Annotated in this window: 15 protein-coding genes; 8 read left to right on the forward strand and 7 right to left on the reverse strand. The window is 63.5% G+C overall.

Features of this window, described 5'->3' with window-relative positions; all coding sequences use genetic code 11:
* The coding region (locus tag CAF76_RS19995; RefSeq protein WP_085695480.1) for a LysR substrate-binding domain-containing protein at positions 1-834 on the reverse strand (834 nt) is incomplete at its 3' end.
* Between the two features lie 109 nt (positions 835-943).
* On the opposite strand from CAF76_RS19995, the gene CAF76_RS20000 reads away from it, so the two are divergent.
* From CAF76_RS20000 to CAF76_RS20010, 3 genes are all read left to right on the forward strand, one after another.
* Positions 944-1,651 carry a haloacid dehalogenase type II gene (locus CAF76_RS20000; RefSeq protein ID WP_085648172.1) on the forward strand — a complete coding sequence of 236 codons (708 nt, stop codon included), beginning with the start codon at positions 944-946 and terminating at the stop codon, positions 1,649-1,651.
* 12 nt (positions 1,652-1,663) lie between these two features.
* Positions 1,664-2,437, forward strand: coding sequence for an aldolase (locus tag CAF76_RS20005; RefSeq protein WP_085648173.1), 774 nt, complete (start codon positions 1,664-1,666; stop codon positions 2,435-2,437).
* 187 nt (positions 2,438-2,624) lie between these two features.
* Entirely contained in the window at positions 2,625-4,196 is a 1,572-nt protein-coding gene (locus CAF76_RS20010) for a GGDEF domain-containing protein (protein WP_074689194.1), read from the forward strand.
* 60 nt (positions 4,197-4,256) lie between these two features.
* On the opposite strand, the gene CAF76_RS20015 is transcribed toward CAF76_RS20010, so the two are convergent.
* From CAF76_RS20015 to CAF76_RS20030, 4 genes are all read right to left on the reverse strand, one after another.
* A complete protein-coding gene (locus tag CAF76_RS20015; RefSeq protein WP_085648174.1) occupies positions 4,257-4,547 on the reverse strand; it encodes a hypothetical protein in 291 nt (96 codons plus the stop codon).
* 77 nt (positions 4,548-4,624) lie between these two features.
* Positions 4,625-7,054: a TonB-dependent receptor gene (locus CAF76_RS20020; RefSeq protein ID WP_085648175.1), complete on the reverse strand. Its 2,430-nt coding sequence runs from the start codon at positions 7,052-7,054 to the stop codon at positions 4,625-4,627.
* 99 nt (positions 7,055-7,153) lie between these two features.
* The gene (locus tag CAF76_RS20025; RefSeq protein ID WP_085648176.1) at positions 7,154-8,113 is read right to left on the reverse strand and encodes a FecR domain-containing protein; all 960 of its coding nucleotides are present in this window, start codon (positions 8,111-8,113) and stop codon (positions 7,154-7,156) included.
* Positions 8,113-8,619, reverse strand: coding sequence for a sigma-70 family RNA polymerase sigma factor (locus CAF76_RS20030; RefSeq protein ID WP_085648177.1), 507 nt, complete (start codon positions 8,617-8,619; stop codon positions 8,113-8,115). The genes CAF76_RS20025 and CAF76_RS20030 overlap by 1 nt, the downstream gene beginning before the upstream one ends.
* A gap of 240 nt (positions 8,620-8,859) precedes the next feature.
* Between CAF76_RS20030 and CAF76_RS20035 the strand changes: the two genes are divergently transcribed.
* Positions 8,860-9,300, forward strand: coding sequence for a carboxymuconolactone decarboxylase family protein (locus tag CAF76_RS20035; protein WP_064598013.1), 441 nt, complete (start codon positions 8,860-8,862; stop codon positions 9,298-9,300).
* Positions 9,301-9,304: 4 nt separating this feature from the next.
* On the opposite strand, the gene CAF76_RS20040 is transcribed toward CAF76_RS20035, so the two are convergent.
* Together CAF76_RS20040 and CAF76_RS20045 are read right to left on the reverse strand one after the other, a co-directional pair.
* The gene (locus tag CAF76_RS20040; RefSeq protein ID WP_085613167.1) at positions 9,305-10,897 is read right to left on the reverse strand and encodes a DHA2 family efflux MFS transporter permease subunit; all 1,593 of its coding nucleotides are present in this window, start codon (positions 10,895-10,897) and stop codon (positions 9,305-9,307) included.
* Positions 10,894-12,015 (reverse strand): HlyD family secretion protein, encoded by a 1,122-nt coding sequence (locus CAF76_RS20045; protein WP_085648178.1) that lies wholly within the window; start codon positions 12,013-12,015, stop codon positions 10,894-10,896. Before CAF76_RS20045 ends, CAF76_RS20040 begins: the two co-directional genes overlap by 4 nt.
* A 237-nt stretch (positions 12,016-12,252) precedes the next feature.
* On the opposite strand from CAF76_RS20045, the gene CAF76_RS20050 reads away from it, so the two are divergent.
* The 4 genes from CAF76_RS20050 (at position 12,253) to CAF76_RS20065 (ending at position 20,348) form a co-directional block, all read left to right on the forward strand.
* The gene (locus CAF76_RS20050) at positions 12,253-13,980 is read left to right on the forward strand and encodes a ShlB/FhaC/HecB family hemolysin secretion/activation protein (protein ID WP_085648179.1); all 1,728 of its coding nucleotides are present in this window, start codon (positions 12,253-12,255) and stop codon (positions 13,978-13,980) included.
* Between the two features lie 94 nt (positions 13,981-14,074).
* A complete protein-coding gene (locus CAF76_RS20055) occupies positions 14,075-18,544 on the forward strand; it encodes a hemagglutinin repeat-containing protein (RefSeq protein WP_085648180.1) in 4,470 nt (1,489 codons plus the stop codon).
* A 279-nt stretch (positions 18,545-18,823) separates the two neighbouring features.
* Positions 18,824-19,324 carry a sigma-70 family RNA polymerase sigma factor gene (locus tag CAF76_RS20060; protein WP_064598003.1) on the forward strand — a complete coding sequence of 167 codons (501 nt, stop codon included), beginning with the start codon at positions 18,824-18,826 and terminating at the stop codon, positions 19,322-19,324.
* Positions 19,325-19,364: 40 nt separating this feature from the next.
* A complete protein-coding gene (locus CAF76_RS20065) occupies positions 19,365-20,348 on the forward strand; it encodes a FecR family protein (RefSeq protein ID WP_085648181.1) in 984 nt (327 codons plus the stop codon).
* Positions 20,349-20,393: the final 45 nt, after the last annotated feature.

Genomic DNA, 20,393 nt, shown 5'->3' on the forward strand with positions numbered 1-20,393 from the left:
CCCCAGTTCCCCCCGCAAAAACTCCACCAGCCCCCGCTGCAATCCACTCAACACCCCCTCGCGGCTGACCAGCGCCAGCTCCGTCGGCGGCAGCGGCGGCAAGTCCGTGCACACTCGATGCTCCGGCAACACCGCCGACGCCGGCAGCACCGAGACCCCAAGCCCTGAGGCCACCGCCGCTTGAATGCCGGTCAGGCTGTGGCTGCCGAAGGCCACCCGCCAGGGGCGTTGCGCCACGTCGAGCAGGCGGATCGCCCGTTGTCGGTACAGGCAGCCCTGGGGAAACAGCGCCAGCGGTAACACGCCACTGGATGAATCGAACTCAGCACCCTTGACCCAAACCAGTCGTTCCGGCCAGGTCGCCCAGGCGGGGCCGCTGTCGGGTTCGCGTTTGATCAGGGCGATGTCGATTTCGCCGCTGTCGAGGCGTTGGCGCAGGTCGAGGCTCATGCCGCTGACGGTTTCCAGCCGTGCTTGCGGGTGGCTGCGAGTGAAGCCGGCGAGGATCAGCGCCATGCGTCGGGCGTCGAAGTCTTCCGGCATGCCGATGCGCAGGATTTCCAGATCCAGATCGCTGGCCAGGGCTTCGCTGGCCTCGGCCGACAAGGCCAGTAATCGACGGGCGTAGTGGATCAGCAGTTCGCCGTGCTCGGTGACGCTGACGTTCAGCCCGGTGCGGTCGCGCAACAAAAGGGCGTGGCCGACCAGGTCTTCGAGTTTGCGCACCTGTTGGCTGACCGTGGATTGGGTACGGTGGACGCGTTCGGCGGCGCGGGTGAAGCTGCCTTCATCGACCACGCAAACGAAGGTTTTCAGCAGTTCCAGATCCAGCATGGCGGCGGTCTCGATATTTGTTTGGCAACTGACGGTTGGCTATTTATTTAATTTCACACTATCACCCCGAGTTCATAAGCTGAAGCCCTCACTTGCAGAGGAATTCCCCATGACCTTGATCAACACACCGCGCCCGCAATGGCTGACCTTCGATTGCTACGGCACCTTGATTCAATGGGACGAAGGCCTGCGCGCCGTGGCCGAGCGGATCCTGAGCGAGAAGGGCGAACACCGGGTCGACGCCGGGCGCCTGATCGAGGTTTATGACCGCCACGAACATCGCCTGGAACAGACACCGCCGCATCGCTCGTTCCGCGAGCTGAGCACTCTCGGCCTGCAACTGGCTCTGGAAGAACTGGGCCTGGCGAGTGCCAGCGAAGACAGCCAGCGCCTGGCCGCTGCGATCCCGCAGATGCCGCCGTTTCCCGAAGTCGTCGAGACCCTCGCGCAGCTCAAGGCCAAGGGTTTCAAGCTGTGCATCGTCTCCAACACCGATGACGACATCATCGCCGGCAACGTCGCTCAACTCGGTGGTCACATCGACCGGGTAATCACCGCGCAACAGGCCGGTGCCTACAAACCGGCGCCGCGGCTGTTCGACTACGCTCATGAGCAATTGGGCGTCAGCCGCGATCAGGTGGTGCACATCTGCGCCAGCCCGATGCTTGACCACACGGCGGCCCGCGATATGCATTTTCGTTGCGTCTGGATTGATCGCGGCACCGGTCGTCAGTTGCTGCCGGACTATCGGCCCGACGCGATCCTCAACACGCTGGACGAAGTGCTGCCGCTGTTCTCGTCCCTTGGCTGGTCATAAAGGAGTTTCGCCATGGCCCATACCCTGACCGGCAGCGCCCGACCCGCGCGTTACGCCTCGTTGAACCTCGACAGCGAAGCCATCATCACCGCTCGCAAAGAGCTGGCGGCGTGCTTTCAACTGGCGGCGCTGCACGGGCTGGAGGAGGGGATCTGCAATCACTTTTCGGCGATGTTGCCGGGCCACGATGACCTGTTTCTGGTCAATCCGTACGGCTATGCGTTTTCCGAAGTGACCGCGCACAACCTGCTGATCTGCGACTTCGCCGGCAACGTGGTGGACGGCGAGGGCCAGCCGGAAGCGACTGCTTTCTATATTCACGCGCGCCTGCACCTGCGGCTGCCTCGGGTGAAGGTCGCGTTCCATACGCACATGCCGAACGCGACAGCGTTGTGCCTGCTGGAGGGGCCGCCGCTGTTGTGGCTGAGTCAGACCGCGCTGAAGTTCTACGGGCGCACGGCGGTGGACGAGCATTACAACGGGCTGGCGCTGGATGAGCGTGAAGGCGACCGGATTGCCGAGGTGATGGGCGAGGCCGACATTCTGTTTTTGAAGAACCACGGTGTGATTGTCGCCGCGCCGACCATCGCCGAGGCCTGGGACGATCTGTATTACCTGGAGCGTGCCGCGCAGGTGCAACTGCTGGCGATGGCCACGCAACGGGTGTTGAAACCGGTGCCGCACGCGGTTGCGCAACGGGCCTACGAGCAGATGCGCGAGGGCGATCCGGAAAGTGCGCGGGCGCATCTGCACAGTGCAATGCGGCGGTTGGCGAGCCGGGGGTAAAAGCGAGGAAAACGGGCAGGCAAAAATAATTCGCGTCGCAGGTCATCCAATTACGCTGCGCGCCGATAGCAACAGGGTCGGGATTGTCTCGGTGGCGCTTGGTTGCCCCACACAACCCGGTGGGCTACGCTCACAAAAACAAGGGTTTCGGGCTTTTGCCCCTGTCGTACCTGCCCAGGACACGCTTTTGCCTATCCCCATTCACGATCCGCACCAGGCCCCCGGCGGCACCCTCAAGCGTTTGCCCCTGCGCAAGGCGGCGGTGTTGTTCATCGTGGCTGTGTGTCTGAGCCTGTCCGGCCTGTTGTATTTGCAGATCGAACAGTCGCGGCGCCAGGATCTGGCCAACGCACAGGTGTCGTCGGCCAACCTGACCCGGGCCATGGCGCAGCAGGCTGAAGACACTTTTCTGGCAGCGGATCTGGTGCTGACCAGCCTGGTCGACTGGGTTCAGGACGATGGTTATGGCGCGGAGCAGAAGCCGCGTTTGCAGAAAACCCTCGCGCGGCGGGTGCAGCAACTGGAGCAGTTGCACGGCATGTTCCTGTTCGATCGCGAAGGGCAGTGGGTGATTACCTCGTTCGCGGATCTGCCGCGCGGCCATGGCGTGGCGGATCGCGAGTACTTCAAGTTTCACCAGCAGAACGTCTCGGCCGTGGCGCACATCGGCCCGGCGATCCGCAGCCGTGAGAACGGCGAGTGGATCATCCCGATCTCGAAACGGGTCAACGACCACGCCGGCAATTTTCAGGGCGTATTACTGGCCGGGATCAAGATGTCCTACTTCGACCGGTTCTTCAAAAGCTTCAGCCTGGACGACAACGGCACCATGTTCCTCGGCCTGACCGACGGCACCTTGCTCGCCCGGCGGCCGTTCGACGAGGCCCTGATCGGCACCTCGCTGGCCAAGGGCGAGATCTACCAGAAGTTGCTGCCCAATGCAGCCGCCGGCACCGCGATGATCGATTCGGTGGTCGACGGTGTCACCCGTCTTTATGGTTACCGGCAGCTGGAAAGCTACCCGTTGGTGGTCGCGGCGTCTTCGTCCCGGGACACGATCCTCCAGGGTTGGTATGACCGGGCGTTCCAGTCCAGCGTCATCGTGGCGCTGGTGATGCTCGGCGTGGGGCTGTTCGGCTGGGTGTTCATTCATCAGGTGCGCGATGGCGAGCGGATCGAGAAAAACCTGCGCAAGGCCCAGCGGACCCTGGAGCAGATCGCCACCCACGACAGCCTGACCGGGCTGGCCAACCGGCGTCTGTTCGAGCGCTCGCTGGAGGTGGAGTTTGCCCGGGGCGCGCGGCAGTCGAGCCCGGTGAGCCTGATCATGCTCGATATCGATTTCTTCAAAAGCTACAACGATGCCTACGGCCACGTGGCCGGCGACCATTGCCTGACGCAGGTCGCGCAGGTGGTGAAGAACTGCTGCCAGCGTAAATCCGATCTGGCGGTGCGTTACGGCGGGGAAGAGTTCGCGGTGTTGCTGCCGGACACCGACATCAACGGCGCGCTGGCGATTGCCGGGCAGATTCGCCGCAGCGTCATGGACAAGCACATCACCCACAGCGGTTCGCCCACCGGTTATCTGACGGTGAGCCTGGGCTGCTACTCGTTTATTCCGCTGGGCAACGACAGCCCTGAGCTGTTCATCCAGCGAGCGGATGCGGCGCTGTATCAGGCCAAAAACGCCGGCCGCAATCGCGCGGCCGTGTTGTCGATGGACGTCGGTTTCGGCGAATTGCTACGTTCGGATCGCTGACAAAAAACGATAGGGTTCAGACACAGGCCATGGCGTTTACCACGGCCTGCTCTTGTTCGTTCATCCGCCAGTGCCACCGCCGGCGCCGCCCGTGCCGCCACCGGCCGAACCAGTGCCACCTCCTGCTCCCGAGCCTGAACCGCTGGCACCGCCGTTGGTGCCGGTGCCGCCGCCGGAAGTGCTGCCGCCGGACGGCGAGCCCGGCGTATTGTCCGGTGGCATGGGCGAGCCATTGGTCGAGCCGGATTTGGTGCCCGTGGCATCGGCGCCGTCGTTGGCGGCGAATGTCGCGGCTGAGCCTGTGGCCAGCAGGCCGATCAACAACAGCGAGGTGAGTTTGCGCGTCATCATGGTCTGTCTCCGGAAAGGGGATTACCTGATATTGGTCAGACGCGCCGAACCCTTGGTGCCGGCCGGATGACGAGCGGTCAGAAGTCCACGGTGGCCGACACCTTCAGCGTGCGCGGCGTGCCCTGGGTCAGGTAACCGCCGTTGGCCGAGGCCCAGTAAGCTTCGTTGGCGACGTTCTCCAGATTGGCCCGCAGGGTGATCTGTTTTTCATCCAGTTTGAAGGCATAGCGCGTGCCCAGGTCGAAACGGTTCCACGCCGGAATGCTTTGAGTATTCGCCGCGTTCAGGTACTGGCCGCCGGTGCGCAACATCCGCGCGCTGAGGGCCGCGCCTTCGAGGCCCGGAATGTCCCAGTCGGCGCCGAGGTTGAACTGGAAGCGCGGCACCCCGACGGCGCGATTGCCGTCATTCACGCCGTTGCTGCTGCCTTCCAGTTCAGTCTTCATCACGGTTGCGCCGCTGAGCAGGCGCAGGCCGTCGAGCGGTTCGCCGTAGACGTTGAGTTCCACGCCTTTGTTGGTCTGCTGGCCGTCGACCCGGAAGATCCCGTCCTGGGTGTAGCTCGACGGTTGCTCGATGCGATAGACGCCGAGGTTGGCGCCGTAGCTGCCCATGTCCAGGCGCACGCCGGCCTCGATCTGTTTGCTGCGCACCGGGGCGAAGGTTTCGTCGCGGTTGATCGCGGTGGTCGGCGGCGTCGGGCCCTTGGCCAGGCCTTCGATGCGGTTGGCATAGAACGACACATGCTCCCACGGCTTGATCACCAGGCCGTAGACCGGGGTGGTGATCGACTCTTCATAACTGGAGGTGCGGGCGCCGGTGGCGGTGCTCCAGCCATCGACTTTCAGCGCTTGGCGGCGCACGCCGAGGGTCAGCAGGATGCGGTCATCGACAAAGCCGAGGGTGTCGGAAATCGCCTCGCTGCGCAGGATGTTCTTGCCGGTGATGCGCGGGTCGCTGATGTCGCTGGCGAACGAGGTGGGCGCCGGGCGCGGCTTGTCGGTGACGTTATACAGGTTGGTGCTGTAGCGCCCGGCGGTGCCGATGGTTTCGAACGCCGAGCGCTGCTCGCCCCAGATGCCCGCCCAGCCGAGGTTCAACTGGTGCGTGACGGGGCCGGTGTCGAAACGGCCGTTGAGCCCGGCCATGGCGCTCTGGTTGTCCTCGTCGTGGGGCGAATAGAGCATGCCGCCACGGGCGCTGCCGTTGAGGTCGGTGACGGTCAGCGACGAGTAAACCCCGTTCTCGCGGGTGTGCTTGGCGCCGCCGGAGACGTAGGCGGTCCAATTGTCGTTCAGGTCATATTCGGCGCGGGCCATGCCGAAGGTGTCTTCGAGTTGCGAATAGCTCCAGCTCTGGGCGTAGCTGGCGTTGGCGTGCGGCACCTTGGGGGCTTTGGTCAGGCTCGAATCGACGTAGATCACTGAGCGCCCTTGGTTGATCACCTGCTTCTGATAGCCGAAATCGGTCGAGACCCGCAGGCGATCGCCGCGATAGTCCAGGCCGACGCTGAACAGCGACGAGCGCTGGTCTTCGTCATCGACGGCGGTGTCGCCTTCGCGCTGCATCAGGTTGACCCGCGCGCCGAAGCGGTTGTCCTCGCCAAAACGCTGGCCCAGATCCAGATGCCCGCCGACCCGACCGTCGGCGCTGTAATCGAGGGTGACACTGCGGGTCGGCGTGTCCATCGCGCGTTTGGGTTGCAGGTTGATCCCGCCACCGATGCCGCTGCCGCTCGGGGTCACGCCGTTGACGAATGCATTCGGGCCCTTGAACAGTTCGACCCGGTCCAGCGCTTCGACGGCAATGATCTGCCGGGGCAGCACGCCATAGAGGCCGTTATAGGAAATGTCATCGGAGGCCAGCGGCAGGCCGCGGATCATGAACATCTGCGAGAAGTTGCCGAAGCCGTTGGACTGGCGCACCGAGGCATCGTTGAGCAACACATCGCCAACGGTCTGGGCCTGTTGGTCGGCCATGGTCTTGGCGGTATAGCTGGTGACGCTGAAGGGCAGGTCGTTGACCTCCTGGTTGCCGAGCATGCCGATCTGCGCGCGGCGCGCGACCTGTTCGCCGCCGTAGGTATCACTGCTGTCGTCGCGCAGGGCGCTGACGTTGGTGGCGCCCAGTTCCAGCGCGCCTTCCGCCGCGACTTTCGGAGCCACGGTGTAACCGTTGTGGCCGGTGCTGATCAGCTCGAAACCGCTGCCTTCCAGCAACCGCGCAAAACCGCTCTGCGCGGTGTAACTGCCTTGCAGGCCGGGGCTCTGGCGATTACCCAGTTGCGCCGGATCGAACGACAGCGGCACGCCGACGCTGACCGCAAATTGCGCCAGCACATGGCTGAGCAGGCCGGGGCCGATATTGACGCTGCGGCTGGCGCTTTCACTGACGCTGTCGGCGGCGTGGGCGGCGCTCGGCAGCAGTGCGCTGAAGGCCAGGGCCAGGCTCAGGTTCAGGGCCTTGAGCGCAAACGTGGCGGGGCGGGGCGATGGCATTGCGGTCATTCGGTGTTCCTGTCGGGGGCGTGGAATTGAAAGGTCTATCCACTCACCGGACGAGACGCGAAAAGGTATCAGTGAATACGGAAAATATTTTCCGAGGGCTCAGACACGCGGTTCCACCGACAGCCAATAACGGGTCAGGCTGTTGATGTTCAGTGGCAGGGTATCGCTGAGCAAACGCAGGCTGGCGTCGGTGTCGCGCAGGGAAAACGCCCCGGACACGCGCATCGCCGCGACGTCCGGATGACAGCGCAGCACGCCCCGGCGATAGCGGCTCAGCTCTCCGAGCAATTCGTCCAGACGCATGTTGCTGGCCAGCAGCATGCCTTTGTCCCAGGCCAGGGAGGCGGTGTCGAAGGTTTCGGCGCTGTCGAAGCTGTTGAGCTTGAAGCGCTGGCGCTCGCCCGCCTGAAGAATCGCACTCTGCTTGAGCAGTTGCGGGGTGATCTGAACCTGGCCTTCGAGCACCGACACCTGGCTGCGTGGGCCCTCGGTGCGCACGCAGAATCGTGTGCCCAGTGCGCGGGCCACGCCTTGCGGGGTTTCGACAATGAACGGACGGGCGCTGGTGTCTGCGGCGGTGTTGATCAGCACTTCGCCGTTGAGCAGCAGAACGCGACGCTCCACCGGGCTGAAAGCGATGTCCACGGCGCTGTCGGTGTTGAGCACCAGTTGAGTGCCGTCCGGCAATTGCAGGTTCTTCTGCTCGCCGACAGCGGTGCGCTGGTCGGCGGTCCATTGCTGCCACGGCACATGCTGCGAGGCGATGCCCAACGGCCCGGCCATCAACAGCAGGCCGAGGCGGGTGAGGGTCTGGCGGCGGCTCAGGCCTTCTTTGCGGGACGCGCGTTTCAAGGTCTGGATCGCGACGTTGGGCGGCACGCTGCGCAAATCCCCCAACAGCGCTTCGGCCCGTTGCCAGGCCATGGCGTGCTCGGCGCTGCGGCTGCGCCATTGGGCGATGGCCTGGTGGTCGGACGGGGTGGCGGTGCCGGAATGCAGTTGCACCAGCCAGTCAGCGGCTTCGCCGAGAATCTGCGGATTGATCATCGACGAATTCATCAGGCGACACTCAGGCAGGCAATGAACGCGGCACGCATGTGGCGTTTGACGGTGATCAGCGAAACACTCAGGCGCGTGGCGATCTGCGCGTAGGTCAGGCCTTCGATCTGCGACAGCAGGAAGGTCTCGCGGGTCTGCTCCGGCAGTTCGCGCAGCAGCGCTTCGATGCGCCACAGGGTTTCGAGGATCAGGTAGCGGGTTTCCGGCGACGGCACTTCGGCGGCGGGCAGGTGCGCGATGGTTTCCAGGTACGCGCGCTCCAGGTCCTGACGCCGCCAGCGATCGATCATCAGACCTTTGGCGATGTGCGTCAGCAGTGCCCGGGGCTCGTTGCCCAGCGGCTTGATCACCTGCCGGGTGAGCAGGCGCAAAAAGGTATCGTGCGCCAGATCGGCCGCCTCGCAGCGGTTGCCCAACTTGCGCTGCAGCCAGCCCTGCAGCCACCCGTGGTGTTCGCTGTAGAGCGTCTGGACTTGCTGATTCAACGGCTGATCGAGGGACGACATGGAGGGCAGGTACTCGTTTCGGGCGTCCGTTGCCAGAGATGCAATCGAGAGTGCGATTAGGGTGCAATTAAGAATTGATCGCATTCTAGTGGCGCGCAACGAGTGCTGGCAATTGCCCATTCACACTTTCTTTTCTGACACCCGCGCAGTGGCCTACCCATCTTCCGGGAGATTGGCTATTTGCCGGTCCGGACGCCGGGACTAACGTAGCCCCACATTCACTTGCCCCGGAGAGTCGCCATGAAACCTCGTATCGATTTCTACACCGCGTCCCCAGATGCCCTGAAAGCGATGATCGCCCTGGAAACCGCCGTCTCGAAATTGCCGCTGGAAAAAAACCTGATCGAACTGGTCAAGCTGCGCGCTTCGCAGATCAATGGCTGTGCGTTCTGCATCGACATGCACACCGCCGACGCGATCAAGGGCGGCGAAACCCCGCGCCGGTTGTTCGCCGTGACCGCATGGCGTGAAGCGCCGTTTTTCACTGAACGTGAACGCGCCGCGCTGTTGTGGACCGAAACCCTGACCCAGCTGAGCCTGACCCACGCCCCGGACGAAGACTACGAAGTGGTCGCTGCGCAGTTCTCGCCCCAGGAAATGGTCGACCTGACGGTCGCGATCAGCACCATCAACAGCTGGAACCGTCTGGCCGTGGGCTTCCGTAAAACCCCACAGGCCTGATCGATCAATGTGCATCGGCACTCGGCGCGGCCGGTGGTTGCACCTTGCGCATCAAGGGCACCATCGCCGTGGCGATGCCGAAGCACACCATGATCATCAGGAACGTGTCGCCGTAGGTTTGCGTCTGCGCTTCACGGTAGGTCAGCAGCCACAGCTGACGCAGGCTGGCGGTGAGGCCGACATCGCCGCTCTGACCCAGCGCGGCAAAGTTGCCGCCGACCTGGGCCAGCCACTGATTCACCGCTTCGTTGCTGCTGTTCAGATGCTCCGCCAACCGGGTGAAGTGCAGGTTGGTACGGTCGTTGAGAATGGTCGCGCACGCCGCAATTCCGATTGCACCGCCCAGATTGCGCATCAGGTTGAACAGGCCCGACGCATGCTTGAGCCGCGCCGGTGCCAGGCCACCCAACGTCAACGTTACTGCCGGCGGCACCGCCAGTTGCTGGGCGATTCCGCGCAGGGCTTGTGGCAGCAGCAATTCTCCGGCGCCCCAATCGTGGGTGATCGGACTGAATTCCCACATCGACAAGGCGAACAACGCCAGGCCCGCCATCATGATCCAGCGCAGATCGATGCGATTGGCGAGAAAGGCGTACAGCGGAATCGCCATGATCTGGAACACCCCGGTGGAGAAAACTGCCAGACCAATATCCAGCGCGCCGTAGCCACGCACCCGGCCGAGAAACAGCGGCGTCAGGTAAATCGTCGCGAACAGGCCGATCCCGGTGACGAACGAAAAGAAGCAGCCGAGGGCGAAGTTGCGATCCTTGAGCGCGCGCAGGTCGACGATCGGATTGGCCACGTGCAGCGTGCGGCCGATGAAGGCCAGCCCCGCGAGGCCACTGATCCATGCGGTGGTCAGGATGGTCTGGTCGCTGAACCAGTTCCAGCGCGGGCCTTCCTCGAGGGTGTATTCCAGGCAGCCGAGAAACAGCGCCAGAAACACCATGCTCAAATAGTCCGCGCCCTTGAGCAGCGACAGTTCCGGCTGGTCGATCTTCACCAGCATCGGCACCGCCACGGCGACGAAAATCCCCGGCACCAGATTGATGTAGAACAGCCAGTGCCAGGAGGAAATGTCGGTGATCCAACCGCCGATCACCGGGCCTAATGTTGGCGCCAGCGAAGCCACGGCGCCGATGGTGGCAGCGGCGATGACCCGCTGTTTGCCGGTGAAGAAAAAGAACGCGGTGGTGAACACCAGCGGAATCATCGACCCACCGAGAAACCCTTGCAGCGCGCGAAAGGCGATCATGCTCTGGATGTTCCAGGCGATGCCGCAGAGCAGGCTGGCGAGGGTGAAGCCGACCGCCGAAGCGCAGAACAGCCAGCGCGTGGAGAACACTCGCGACAGCCAGCCCGACAGCGGAATCACGATGATCTCGGCGATCAGGTAACTGGTCTGCACCCACGCCGTTTCATCGGTGCCGGCGGACAACCCGCCGCCGATATCGCGCAGCGAGGCCGAGACGATCTGGATGTCCAGCAGCGCGATGAACATGCCGATGCACATCGTGGCGAAGGCGAACACTTTGGTCGCCGTTGCCATCTCGGCGGCATTGAATGGCTGCGCGGCGGCGGTGAGGGCGGTGCTCATGGCGCGCTGGCCACAGCCGTGGTTTCAGGTTGGGCGCGGGTGTCGACTTCAGCGGTCACCGACAGGCCCGGACGCAGGTGGCCGAGCACGCCGTCCGCCGGGTCGAGCAGGATCCGCACGGGTACACGCTGGACGATTTTGGTGAAGTTGCCGGTGGCGTTTTCCGGCGGCAGCACACTGAACTGCGAACCGGTGGCCGGGGCGAGGCTATCGAGGCGACCGTGGAATTCCTGGCCGGACAATACGTCGGCGCGGATGCTCACGCGCTGGCCGGGTTTCATCCGCGCCAGTTGGTCTTCCTTGAAGTTCGCATCGACCCACAGGCCGCTGGCCGGCACCACCGACAACTGTTGCGAACCGGCCTGCGCATAAGCGCCGACCCGCGCGCGGCGATTGCCGATCACGCCGTCAACCGGAGCGCGCAGTTCGGTGTAGCCGAGGTTGAGTTGCGCCAGATCACGCTCGGCCCGGGCTTGCTGGAGGGCGGCGCGGGCCTGTTGTTTCTGGGTTTCGATCACGGTGAGCTGGCGTTGCGCGGCCAGCAGTTCGGCCTGGGCTTTGGCGCTCAAGGCTTGCGCGGTCTTGAAGGTGGCGTCGGCCCGTTGCGCGCTTTCCACCGAGACTGCATTGGTGGTCACCAGGCGCTTGTAGCGGGCGTTGTCGTCCCGCGAACGGGCGGTTTCAGCGCTGGCGGCATCAATGCCGGCGCGGGCCTGACCGATCACCGCTTGCTGCAGTTGTTCGGTGGCGTCGAGGTTAGCCAGCAGCGCCTCTTCGGCGGCGACCGCGCCTTCAGCCTTGGCCAGATTGGCGCGGTAGTCGCGGGCATCGAGGCGGATCAGCACGTCGCCGGCCTTCACCTTCTGGTTGTCGCTGACCAGCACTTCCTCGATGTAACCGGCGACTTTCGGTCCGATCACCGTCACGTCGCCGCCGATGTAGGCATCGTCGGTTTCCTCGAGAAATCGCCCCGTGCCCCACCAATGCACGGCATACAGGCCGGCGAACACCAGCGAGGCCAAACCCGCAGTGGGCAACAGCAGGCGTTTGAGCAGGGGAGGTTTTGGAGCACTGACCGGAGCGGCGAGATCGGGTTCTACGGTGGGCATGCTGGTCATGGCGTAATACCTGAAGAAGCGGAATGGCTATTACGACCGTAATATGACGCGAGTAATATTTTGTGGCAATTGATTTTTATCGCCGGTCGTCAGATGAAGGTTGTTCAAAGAAGAAGCTGACCATTTGTTTAAGAAATGTAAGCGCTGTAGGAAGCGTCTTGCATTTGTGTAGGAAGGCTCTGACTATCACCGCAATTGATGGGGTGGCATTACGCCAGTTGATTGCAAGGATGTTGAGTGCCGTATTCGCTTTGCGCTGTTTCTCGTAGTCGTTCCCTGCCGCGCCCGCTGTTGTCGGCCTTGTTGTTGAGTGTGTGTGCGCCCAGCGTTCTCGCCGCCGAAGCGCCAGCCCCTGGCCAGGAAGTGCTGCGCCAGCAACAACTGCAACAGCGTGATCTGCAACAACTGCAACTCGAACAGCGCAAGCGCCAACTGGAGCGCGGCGCATTCGGCCCGACCTCGGCCACACCGGCCATTCCTGAATCGATCAAACCCGACGCGCGCTGCTGGCCTTTGAGCGGCACGCGCATCGGCGGTGTCACGCTGATCGATAAAGACAAACTCAACGCCCGGATCAAACCGCTGCTGGCGCCGTGCATGGGCGTCGGCCAGATCAACCATTTGCTGGCGACCATCACTGCGCTGTACGTGGAGAAGGGCTACATCGCCAGTCGGCCGTACCTGAGCAGCGCGCCGGCAGCGGGGCAGTCGCTGGATATCCTGATCGACGAAGGTTACATCGAGTCCATCGAACTGGCGGATCAAAGCCTGCCGGTGTCACTCGGCGGGGCGTTCCCTGGCATGCTCGGCAAACCGCTGAACCTGCGGGATCTGGAGCAGGGGCTGGATCAGTTGAACCGCCTGCGCTCGCTCGATCTGACCGCCGACATCGCCCCCGGCAGTAAGCCCGGCGCATCAAAAATCATCCTGCGTTCGCGCACCTCGGGGCAGTCGCGCTGGAGCTTGGGCCTGGGCGTGGACAACCTCGGCAGCGCCAGCACCGGTCGTGATCGCGACACGCTGAGCCTGACCCTCGACAGTCCGCTCGAACTCAACGATCTGCTGAGCCTCAGCGCCAGCGACACCCTCAATCAGGGCGACCGCTACAGCCGCAACGCCAGCCTCTATTACGCGATTCCCTACGGTTACTGGACGTTCAGCACCTTCGCCAGCCACGCTGAATATCGCGCGCCGTTCAAGCTCAGCACGCTGACCTTCCACAGCACTGGCATCACCGATCAACTCAGCCTGCGCGCTGACCGGGTGTTGTGGCGCGACCAGAGTCATCAGCTCAGCGCCAACCTGCAACTGGCGCACAAGGACGTCGACAGCTATCTGGAAAACGTCCGCCTCGGTATTCAAAGCCCGACTCTGACTGTGGCCGAAGCGGGGCTCAATCTGTTCTGGCTCGACCGCGCGGTGTGGAATCTCGACGTCAATTACGCCCAGGGTTTAAGCGGGTTCGGCGCCGACGACGATGCCGATCGCCAGGTCAACAACCTACCCAAGGCGCAGTTTCGCAAGTACCGCGCCGGCCTCAGCCAGTGGCGCAACGGCCAGCTCGGCGCGCAAGCCTGGCAATGGCAGAGCCAACTCAATTTGCAGTACAGCCCGGATCCGCTGCCAGCCATCGAACAACTGCTCGGCACCGATGATTCCGCCGTGCGCGGTTACCGGGTCAGCAGCGCGTCCGGCGCCAGCGGCGCGATCTGGCGCAACACCTTGCGCCTGCCGTTGCGCAGCGATCTGCCGATGCTGCTCACCCCGCGCGTCGGTCTCGACCACGGCTGGATCAAGGCCGATCACGGTGCTCCGGTTCAACGTCTGAGCGGCGCCAGCATCGGCCTCAACCTGGGCTGGAAAAACCTGCAAGTGGATGTCGATTACCAACGCAGCCTGAACACCCCGACCGGCCTGCACCGCGAGCCTGAAACCTGGCTGATGCGGGTCGGATTGCAGTTATGAACGTCAGTGAACAACAGCCATCGGACCTGAGCGCGACAGCCGTGGCCTTCAACTCAACGCGCAACGTGATGCCGCACTACATGGAGAGTTTTTTATGCCAATGAACACCTTTGCGTTTCATCTTTCCCCACGGGGCAAATTGCGCTGGGCGATTGCCAGCCTGTTTCTGGTCGCTCACCTGCCGGGCGCCATGGCCGGCGGTGTGGTGGTCGCGCCCGGCCCCGGCGGCACCGCGCAATTGCAGACCCAGGGCGGCGTCCCGATCGTCAACATCGTCGCGCCCAACGGACAGGGCCTGTCGCATAACCAGTTCCTCGACTACAACGTCGACCGACAGGGCCTGGTGTTGAACAACGCCTTGCAGGCCGGGCAATCGCAGCTTGCCGGGCAACTGGCGTCCAACCCGCAATTGCAGGGCCAGGCCGCGAGCGTGATCCTCAACGAAGTGATCAGCCGCAACCCGTCGGCCATCAACGGCGCCCAGGAAATCTTCGGTCGCGCCGCCGACTACGTGCTCGCCAACCCGAACGGCATTTCGGTGAATGGCGGCAGCTTCATCAACACGCCGAACGCCAATCTGCTGGTCGGCCGTCCCGAGCTGAACGACGGCAAGCTGCAAGCCCTGAGCACCCGTGACGCCACCGGTCAGTTGCAGATCCAGGGCGGCGGCCTGCGCAACGGCGAAGGTTCGATCAACCTGATCGCCCCGCGCATCGACAGCCAGGGCGCGATCACTGCACGCGATCAACTGAACCTCACCGTCGGACGCAATCAGATCGACTACGCCAGCGGTCAGGTGAAAGCTGTGGACCCGGCGGGCAACACCACCGATCAGCGGATCGACGCCAGCCTGTTCGGCGCGATGCAGGCCGGGCGCATCAACATCGTCAGCACCGCTGAAGGCGCGGGCGTGAAGCTCGGCGCAGTGCAAGTCGCCGGGCGTGACGGTGTGCAGATTCGTTCGGCGGGCGACCTGAACGTCAGCGGTCAGGCGATCCCGGACAGCCTCGACCTGACCCGAGCCGGTATCCGCAGCAGCCAGGGCGACGTCGGCCTGCACAGCGGCAAGGACCTGACGCTGGCCGCCACCGATGTCAGTGGTCGCGACGTGAAGGTCGAGGCCAAACGCAACCTGACCCTGACCACCGTCGAAAGCCGCAAGCTCCAGGAGCAGCGCGAGAACTGGAACAACAGCACCATCGGCATCACGTGGGAAACCTACGAGCGGACCAAGACCGACAGCGATTCGCGCCAGCACGGCAGCCAGATCATCGCCAGCCGCGACGCGCAGCTGTCGTCCGGCAAAGACACCGAGCTGAAAGCCGCCAAGGTCGACGCGAAGAACAACCTCAGCGTGCAAAGCGGTGGCGACCTGCGCCTGACCGCCGCCACTGAAAGCCACACCCGGACCGATCAGGGCAAGCACCGCAAACACCTGTGGAAAGCCGATTGGGACAGCAGCAGCGAAGAACAGCGCAGCGTCACCAGCCAGTTGAAGGCCGGCAACATCGCCCTGCAAACCGCTGCACTGTTGCGCGCCGAAGGCGCCGAGCTGAACAGCGCCGGCGATCTGCGACTGGCCGGCAAACAAGTGGAAATCACCACCGCGACCCGCACCAACCGCAGCAGCGATAACCGCTATTCCGGTGATCTGGTCGGCGGCGGTTTCTTCGGCAAGACCGGCGACGCCGACAAGGGTCAGACCCAGCATCAGGGCAGCAAGATCAACGCGGCCGGCAAACTGGTGGTCAAGGCTGACGACGTGCGCATCAGCGCCAGCCAGGTGCGTGGCGCCAAGGACGCCAGCGTGATCAGCGACAACGGTTCGCTGACCATCGACGGTGTGCAGGACACCTCGCACAGCAACAACCACGACAAGGACAGCAAGTTCTTCGGCATCACCAAGGACGAGTCCCGGCAGAACAGCAAGGACAGCACCACGGTGCGCAGCGAGCTCGCTTCCGACAGCAACCTCAAGCTCAAAAGCGCCAAGGACATCGAAGTCGCCGGTTCCACGGTCAAGGCCGGTGGTTCGCTGACGGCGGATGCGGCGAGTGATGTGAATGTGCATTCGACGCAGAACACCCACGACACCAGCAACAGCACACAAACCCGTGGCTTCGACGCTTATGCCAAGGAGCAGACGGCGGAGCAGTATCGCGCCGGCGTGCATTACGAAGACAAGGCGCAAACCGTCACCACCAACGACGTCACCCAGCAGGGCTCCAGCCTCAGCGGCGGCAGCGTGCAAGTGAACGCGGGCGGCGATCTGACGCTGAAGGGCGCCGAGGTGAAATCCACCGCCGGCGACACCAGCCTGAGCGGCAAGAACGTCTCGCTGCTGGCCGAGCAGGACAGCCACAGCACCTCGACCGAAACCCGCAGCACCGGCGGCGGTTTCTACTACACCGGCGGCCTCGACCGCGCCGGCAGCGGCGTGGATTTCTCGCACAGCACCTCGCAAGACACCACCGGCAAAACCACCGCGCAAACCACCGGCGTGCAGAGCAGCGGCAGCCTGAACATCAACGCTGACAAACTCGCCACCGAGGGCGCGCAACTGAAGTCCGGCAACGGTCTGAACGTCACCGCCAACGAAGTCGACAACCGTGCCGCCAGCCACACCGAAAGCAGCACCCACAGCGAGAGCAACTGGTCGGCGGACATCGGCGCCAACGTCGAGTACAAAGACATCGCCCGGCCGATTGCCGGCGCGGTGAAAGATGTGCTCGACGGCAAAGTGCCGGACAAGGACGCACTGGCCAATCTCGGTCAGCCGAACGTCGGTATCGACGTGGCAATCGGTCATGCCAGCGCCGATAAAACCGAACAGGGCAGCAATGCCGTGGTCAGTCGGTTCGACGGCCAGACCGTGGACGTGAAGGTCGGCGGCACGCTGCACGATCAGGGCACCCAGTACAACGCCAGCGCCGGCCAAGTGAACATCAGCGCCGACAAACTGGTGGCCGATGCCGCGAACAACACCCACAGCAATACCGAAAAGTCGGTGGATGCCAAGGTCGATGTGCGCGTCTACACCAAGACCGGCGAAGACGTGAACGTGGCCGGCAGCGGCGCGGGTGCTAGCAGCCAGTCGAGCAAGGACAGTTCCACGGCGGTGGTTGGCAATTACGCTGGCAATCAGGGTGTGAACATCCATGTCGGCGGCGATGCCCGGTTCGAAGGCAGCCGTTTCGACGGCGGGCAGGGCGGTGTCAGCGTCAAGACCGGCGGGGACCTGGCACTCAATCAGGCCAACGACCGCCAGAGCAGCGACAGCTCCAGCCTGCGCGGCAACGGCTCGCTGACCGTCGGCACCTTGCCGGGCACCGACGGCACCAATGTCGATCTCGGCGCCGGGTTCCAGCTCGATCACAAAGGCAACCAGACCGCCGACAGCCAGGCGCACGTCGCCAGCCTCAGCGGCAACGGCCCGGTGCAATTGAGCAGCGGCGGCAATCAGGTGCAGCTGGGCACGAAGATCGACAGCGCTGGTGCTATCGACCTCAAAGCTGACGGCAAGCTCGACCTGCAAGCGGCCACCGACTCGCACGTCGCCACCGGCAGCAATCTCGGCGGCGGCCTGAAGGCGGGCGGCAGCAAGACCAGCAGCGAGAAGAGCCGCGATCAGGGCGGCAACCTCAGCGGCAACTTCAACATCGGTCGGGTCAACGAGAACACGCAGACCCTCAGCGGTGGCCAGCTCAACAGCCAGAACGGCATCGCATTGAGCGGCGATTCGGTGCGCCTGCAAGGCACTCAGGTCAGCGCGCCAAACGTAGGCATCAACGCGCAAAAGGGCGGTTTCGCTCAGGAGTCCGCGCAGTCCACCGACAACCGCAACAACTGGAATGTGGCGTTGAATGCCGGCGGCAATCTGAGCAAAAGCACACCGACCGCCGCCGATGAAAAAGTCAGCAGCGACCACGGCTTCAATGCCGGGGCCAAGGTCGGCGTGGACTACCTGCAAGGCACCACCCGGCAGAACAGTCAGATCAAGGCTGACACGGTGGTGTTGAACAGCGCCGGTGATGCGAGCCTGAGCGGTGCGCGGATTGATGCGCGCAATGTCAGCGGCAACGTGGCCGGTGATCTGTCGGTCGAAAGCCGTCAGGACTCCAGCACTCACGCCAAGGTTGACGTGGATCTGGGCCTGACCGCCAAGAAGACCCCGGCCGACGACAAGGGCAAACTGCCGGGCACCGACTACAAGCCAACGCTGAAAGCCGGAGGCGAATACGCGCACAAGGACAGCGTGAAACAGGCTTCCGGCATTAGCGCTGGTCAGGGTGTGAATCTCACTGTCGGCGGCACTACCCAGCTAACCGGCGCGCGGATTTCCGCCACCGAAGGCAAAGTCGATCTGGGCGGTTCAAAGGTCAGCAGCAGCGACCTGAGCAACCGCGACTACGGCGTTAAAGCCGGCCTGGAGCTGCCACACAAAACCGAAGAAAACGCACCGAAGGTGTCCCTTGAAAACGGCAATCTGAAAGTTGGTCCGGTGACCGTCAGCGGTCATTTCGACAGTCAGTCACTTCAAGCGGGTATTGACGAAAAAGGCTGAGCCGCCATGCATTAAGGGCTGTTCAGCCAGAGTGGCTTGGCAGCCTGGCGGGATGGAAACTGCACCGCGACTATCGCGGTGCTTTTCATTAGAACCATGGACGGTGAATACCAGGGGGCTTGGTACGCGGGTGGTTCTGCCCACGCAAGGCAGGGACTGCCGCGAATTAGAGCGCCGAAGGGATAGAGGAAAACAGCTTCGTCGGCATTCCCGAGGAATCCATTGCTTCGTCTTAATGGGAAGTATTACCATTCGCTCCCCTTTCCTCAGCACGCCGCAATGACCCCCATGCTGCCCCGCAGACCCGGCTTTCTCGAGCATTACGAAGAGTTGATCGGCACCTGGACCCGTCGCCTGCGCAATCGCTCGCAGGCCGAGGATCTGGCGCACGACACCTTTGTGCGGGTGCTCGAATCCGATTCGTCGGCGGTGCAGCAACCCCGGGCGTATCTGCACCAGACCGCGCGCAACATCGCGGTGGACGGCTATCGGCGTGAGGACCGGCGGGGCGCCATGGAGTCGGAGGCGATCGATCTCAGTGAGGCGCCGACCGGCGACCCGGAGCATTACATGCATGCGATCCAGCTGGCCGATTCCATCGAACGCGCGCTCACGGAGCTGCCGGTCAATTGCCGACGAATCTTCGTCTGGCAGAAGATCGAAGGCCTGACCCAGGCGGAAATCGCCGAACGCCTGGGCCTGTCCAAGAACATGGTGGAAAAGTATATGATCCGCACCCTGCGGCATCTGCGTGATCGCCTGGACGGGGCGCAATCATGAGCCGTGGCGCCTTTTCATCCCCAGCCAAACAGGACATTCCATGATGGATACTCGTGATTGCGCGTGCGGGCAAACAACGGTGCGCGATGACGCGGCACGCTGGTTTGTGCGTTTGCAGGAGCCGGCCGTCAGCGTCGACGAACAGCAGCGCTTCGACGCCTGGCTGAACGAACATCCCCAGCACCGTGACGAATTCCAGTTGCTGCAAGGCTTGTGGACGGCGGCGGATCTGCTGCCGGCGCCACGGCTCAAGGCCCTGTGCGAAACCCCGCCGGCGCGGCGCGAGCGCCGACCGTTGTTGCGTTATGCCGTGGCGGCCAGCGTGGTCGCGGTGGCGCTCGGGCTCGGCCTGTTCAGCGGCTTGAATCACCCAACGGGTTACAGCGCCGAATTCGCCACCGCGCTCGGCGAGCGCAAGCATGTGGCGTTGCCGGACGGCTCGGTGATCGACCTCAACAGCCGCAGCCGCTTGCAGGTGCGTTTCGAAAAGGATCGGCGGCTCATCGAGCTGACCGAAGGCGAAGCGATGTTCAGCGTCGAGCACGACGCGTCCCGTCCGTTCGTGGTCGAGGCGGGCAGCGGCAAGGTCACGGTCACTGGCACCCGCTTCGATGTGCGCCGCGACGTAACTCAGACCCGGGTCGCCGTTGAGCAGGGCACGGTCAGGGTACAGGGCCGTGATGCGGCCGATGCCGATTTCATCAGCCTCACCGCCGGCCTCGGCACGCGGATCGATGCCCAGGGCAAAGTGGCGCCAGCTTATGCGGTCAACCCGGCGGAGCTGACGGCCTGGCGCAGCGGCAAACTGGTGTTCAACAACGCCAGCCTCAGCGAAGTCGCCGAGGAAGTGTCGCGTTATCGCGACAAGCCGCTGAAAGTCGCCAACTCCGCCGTGGCCAATTTGCGCCTGACCAGCGTGTTCAAATCCGACAACACCGATGCCTTGCTCAAGGCCTTGCCGAACATCCTTCCGGTGGCCGTGCGCACCCTTGCCGACGGCAGCCAGGAAATAATTTCAAAATAAAATTCAGGTTTTTTTCGAGTTCGTCGTCTTCCTGTTCAACTGCAA

This window comes from Pseudomonas sp. B40(2017), assembly GCF_002112855.1.
In the GTDB taxonomy this organism is placed as follows: domain Bacteria; phylum Pseudomonadota; class Gammaproteobacteria; order Pseudomonadales; family Pseudomonadaceae; genus Aquipseudomonas; species Aquipseudomonas pharyngis.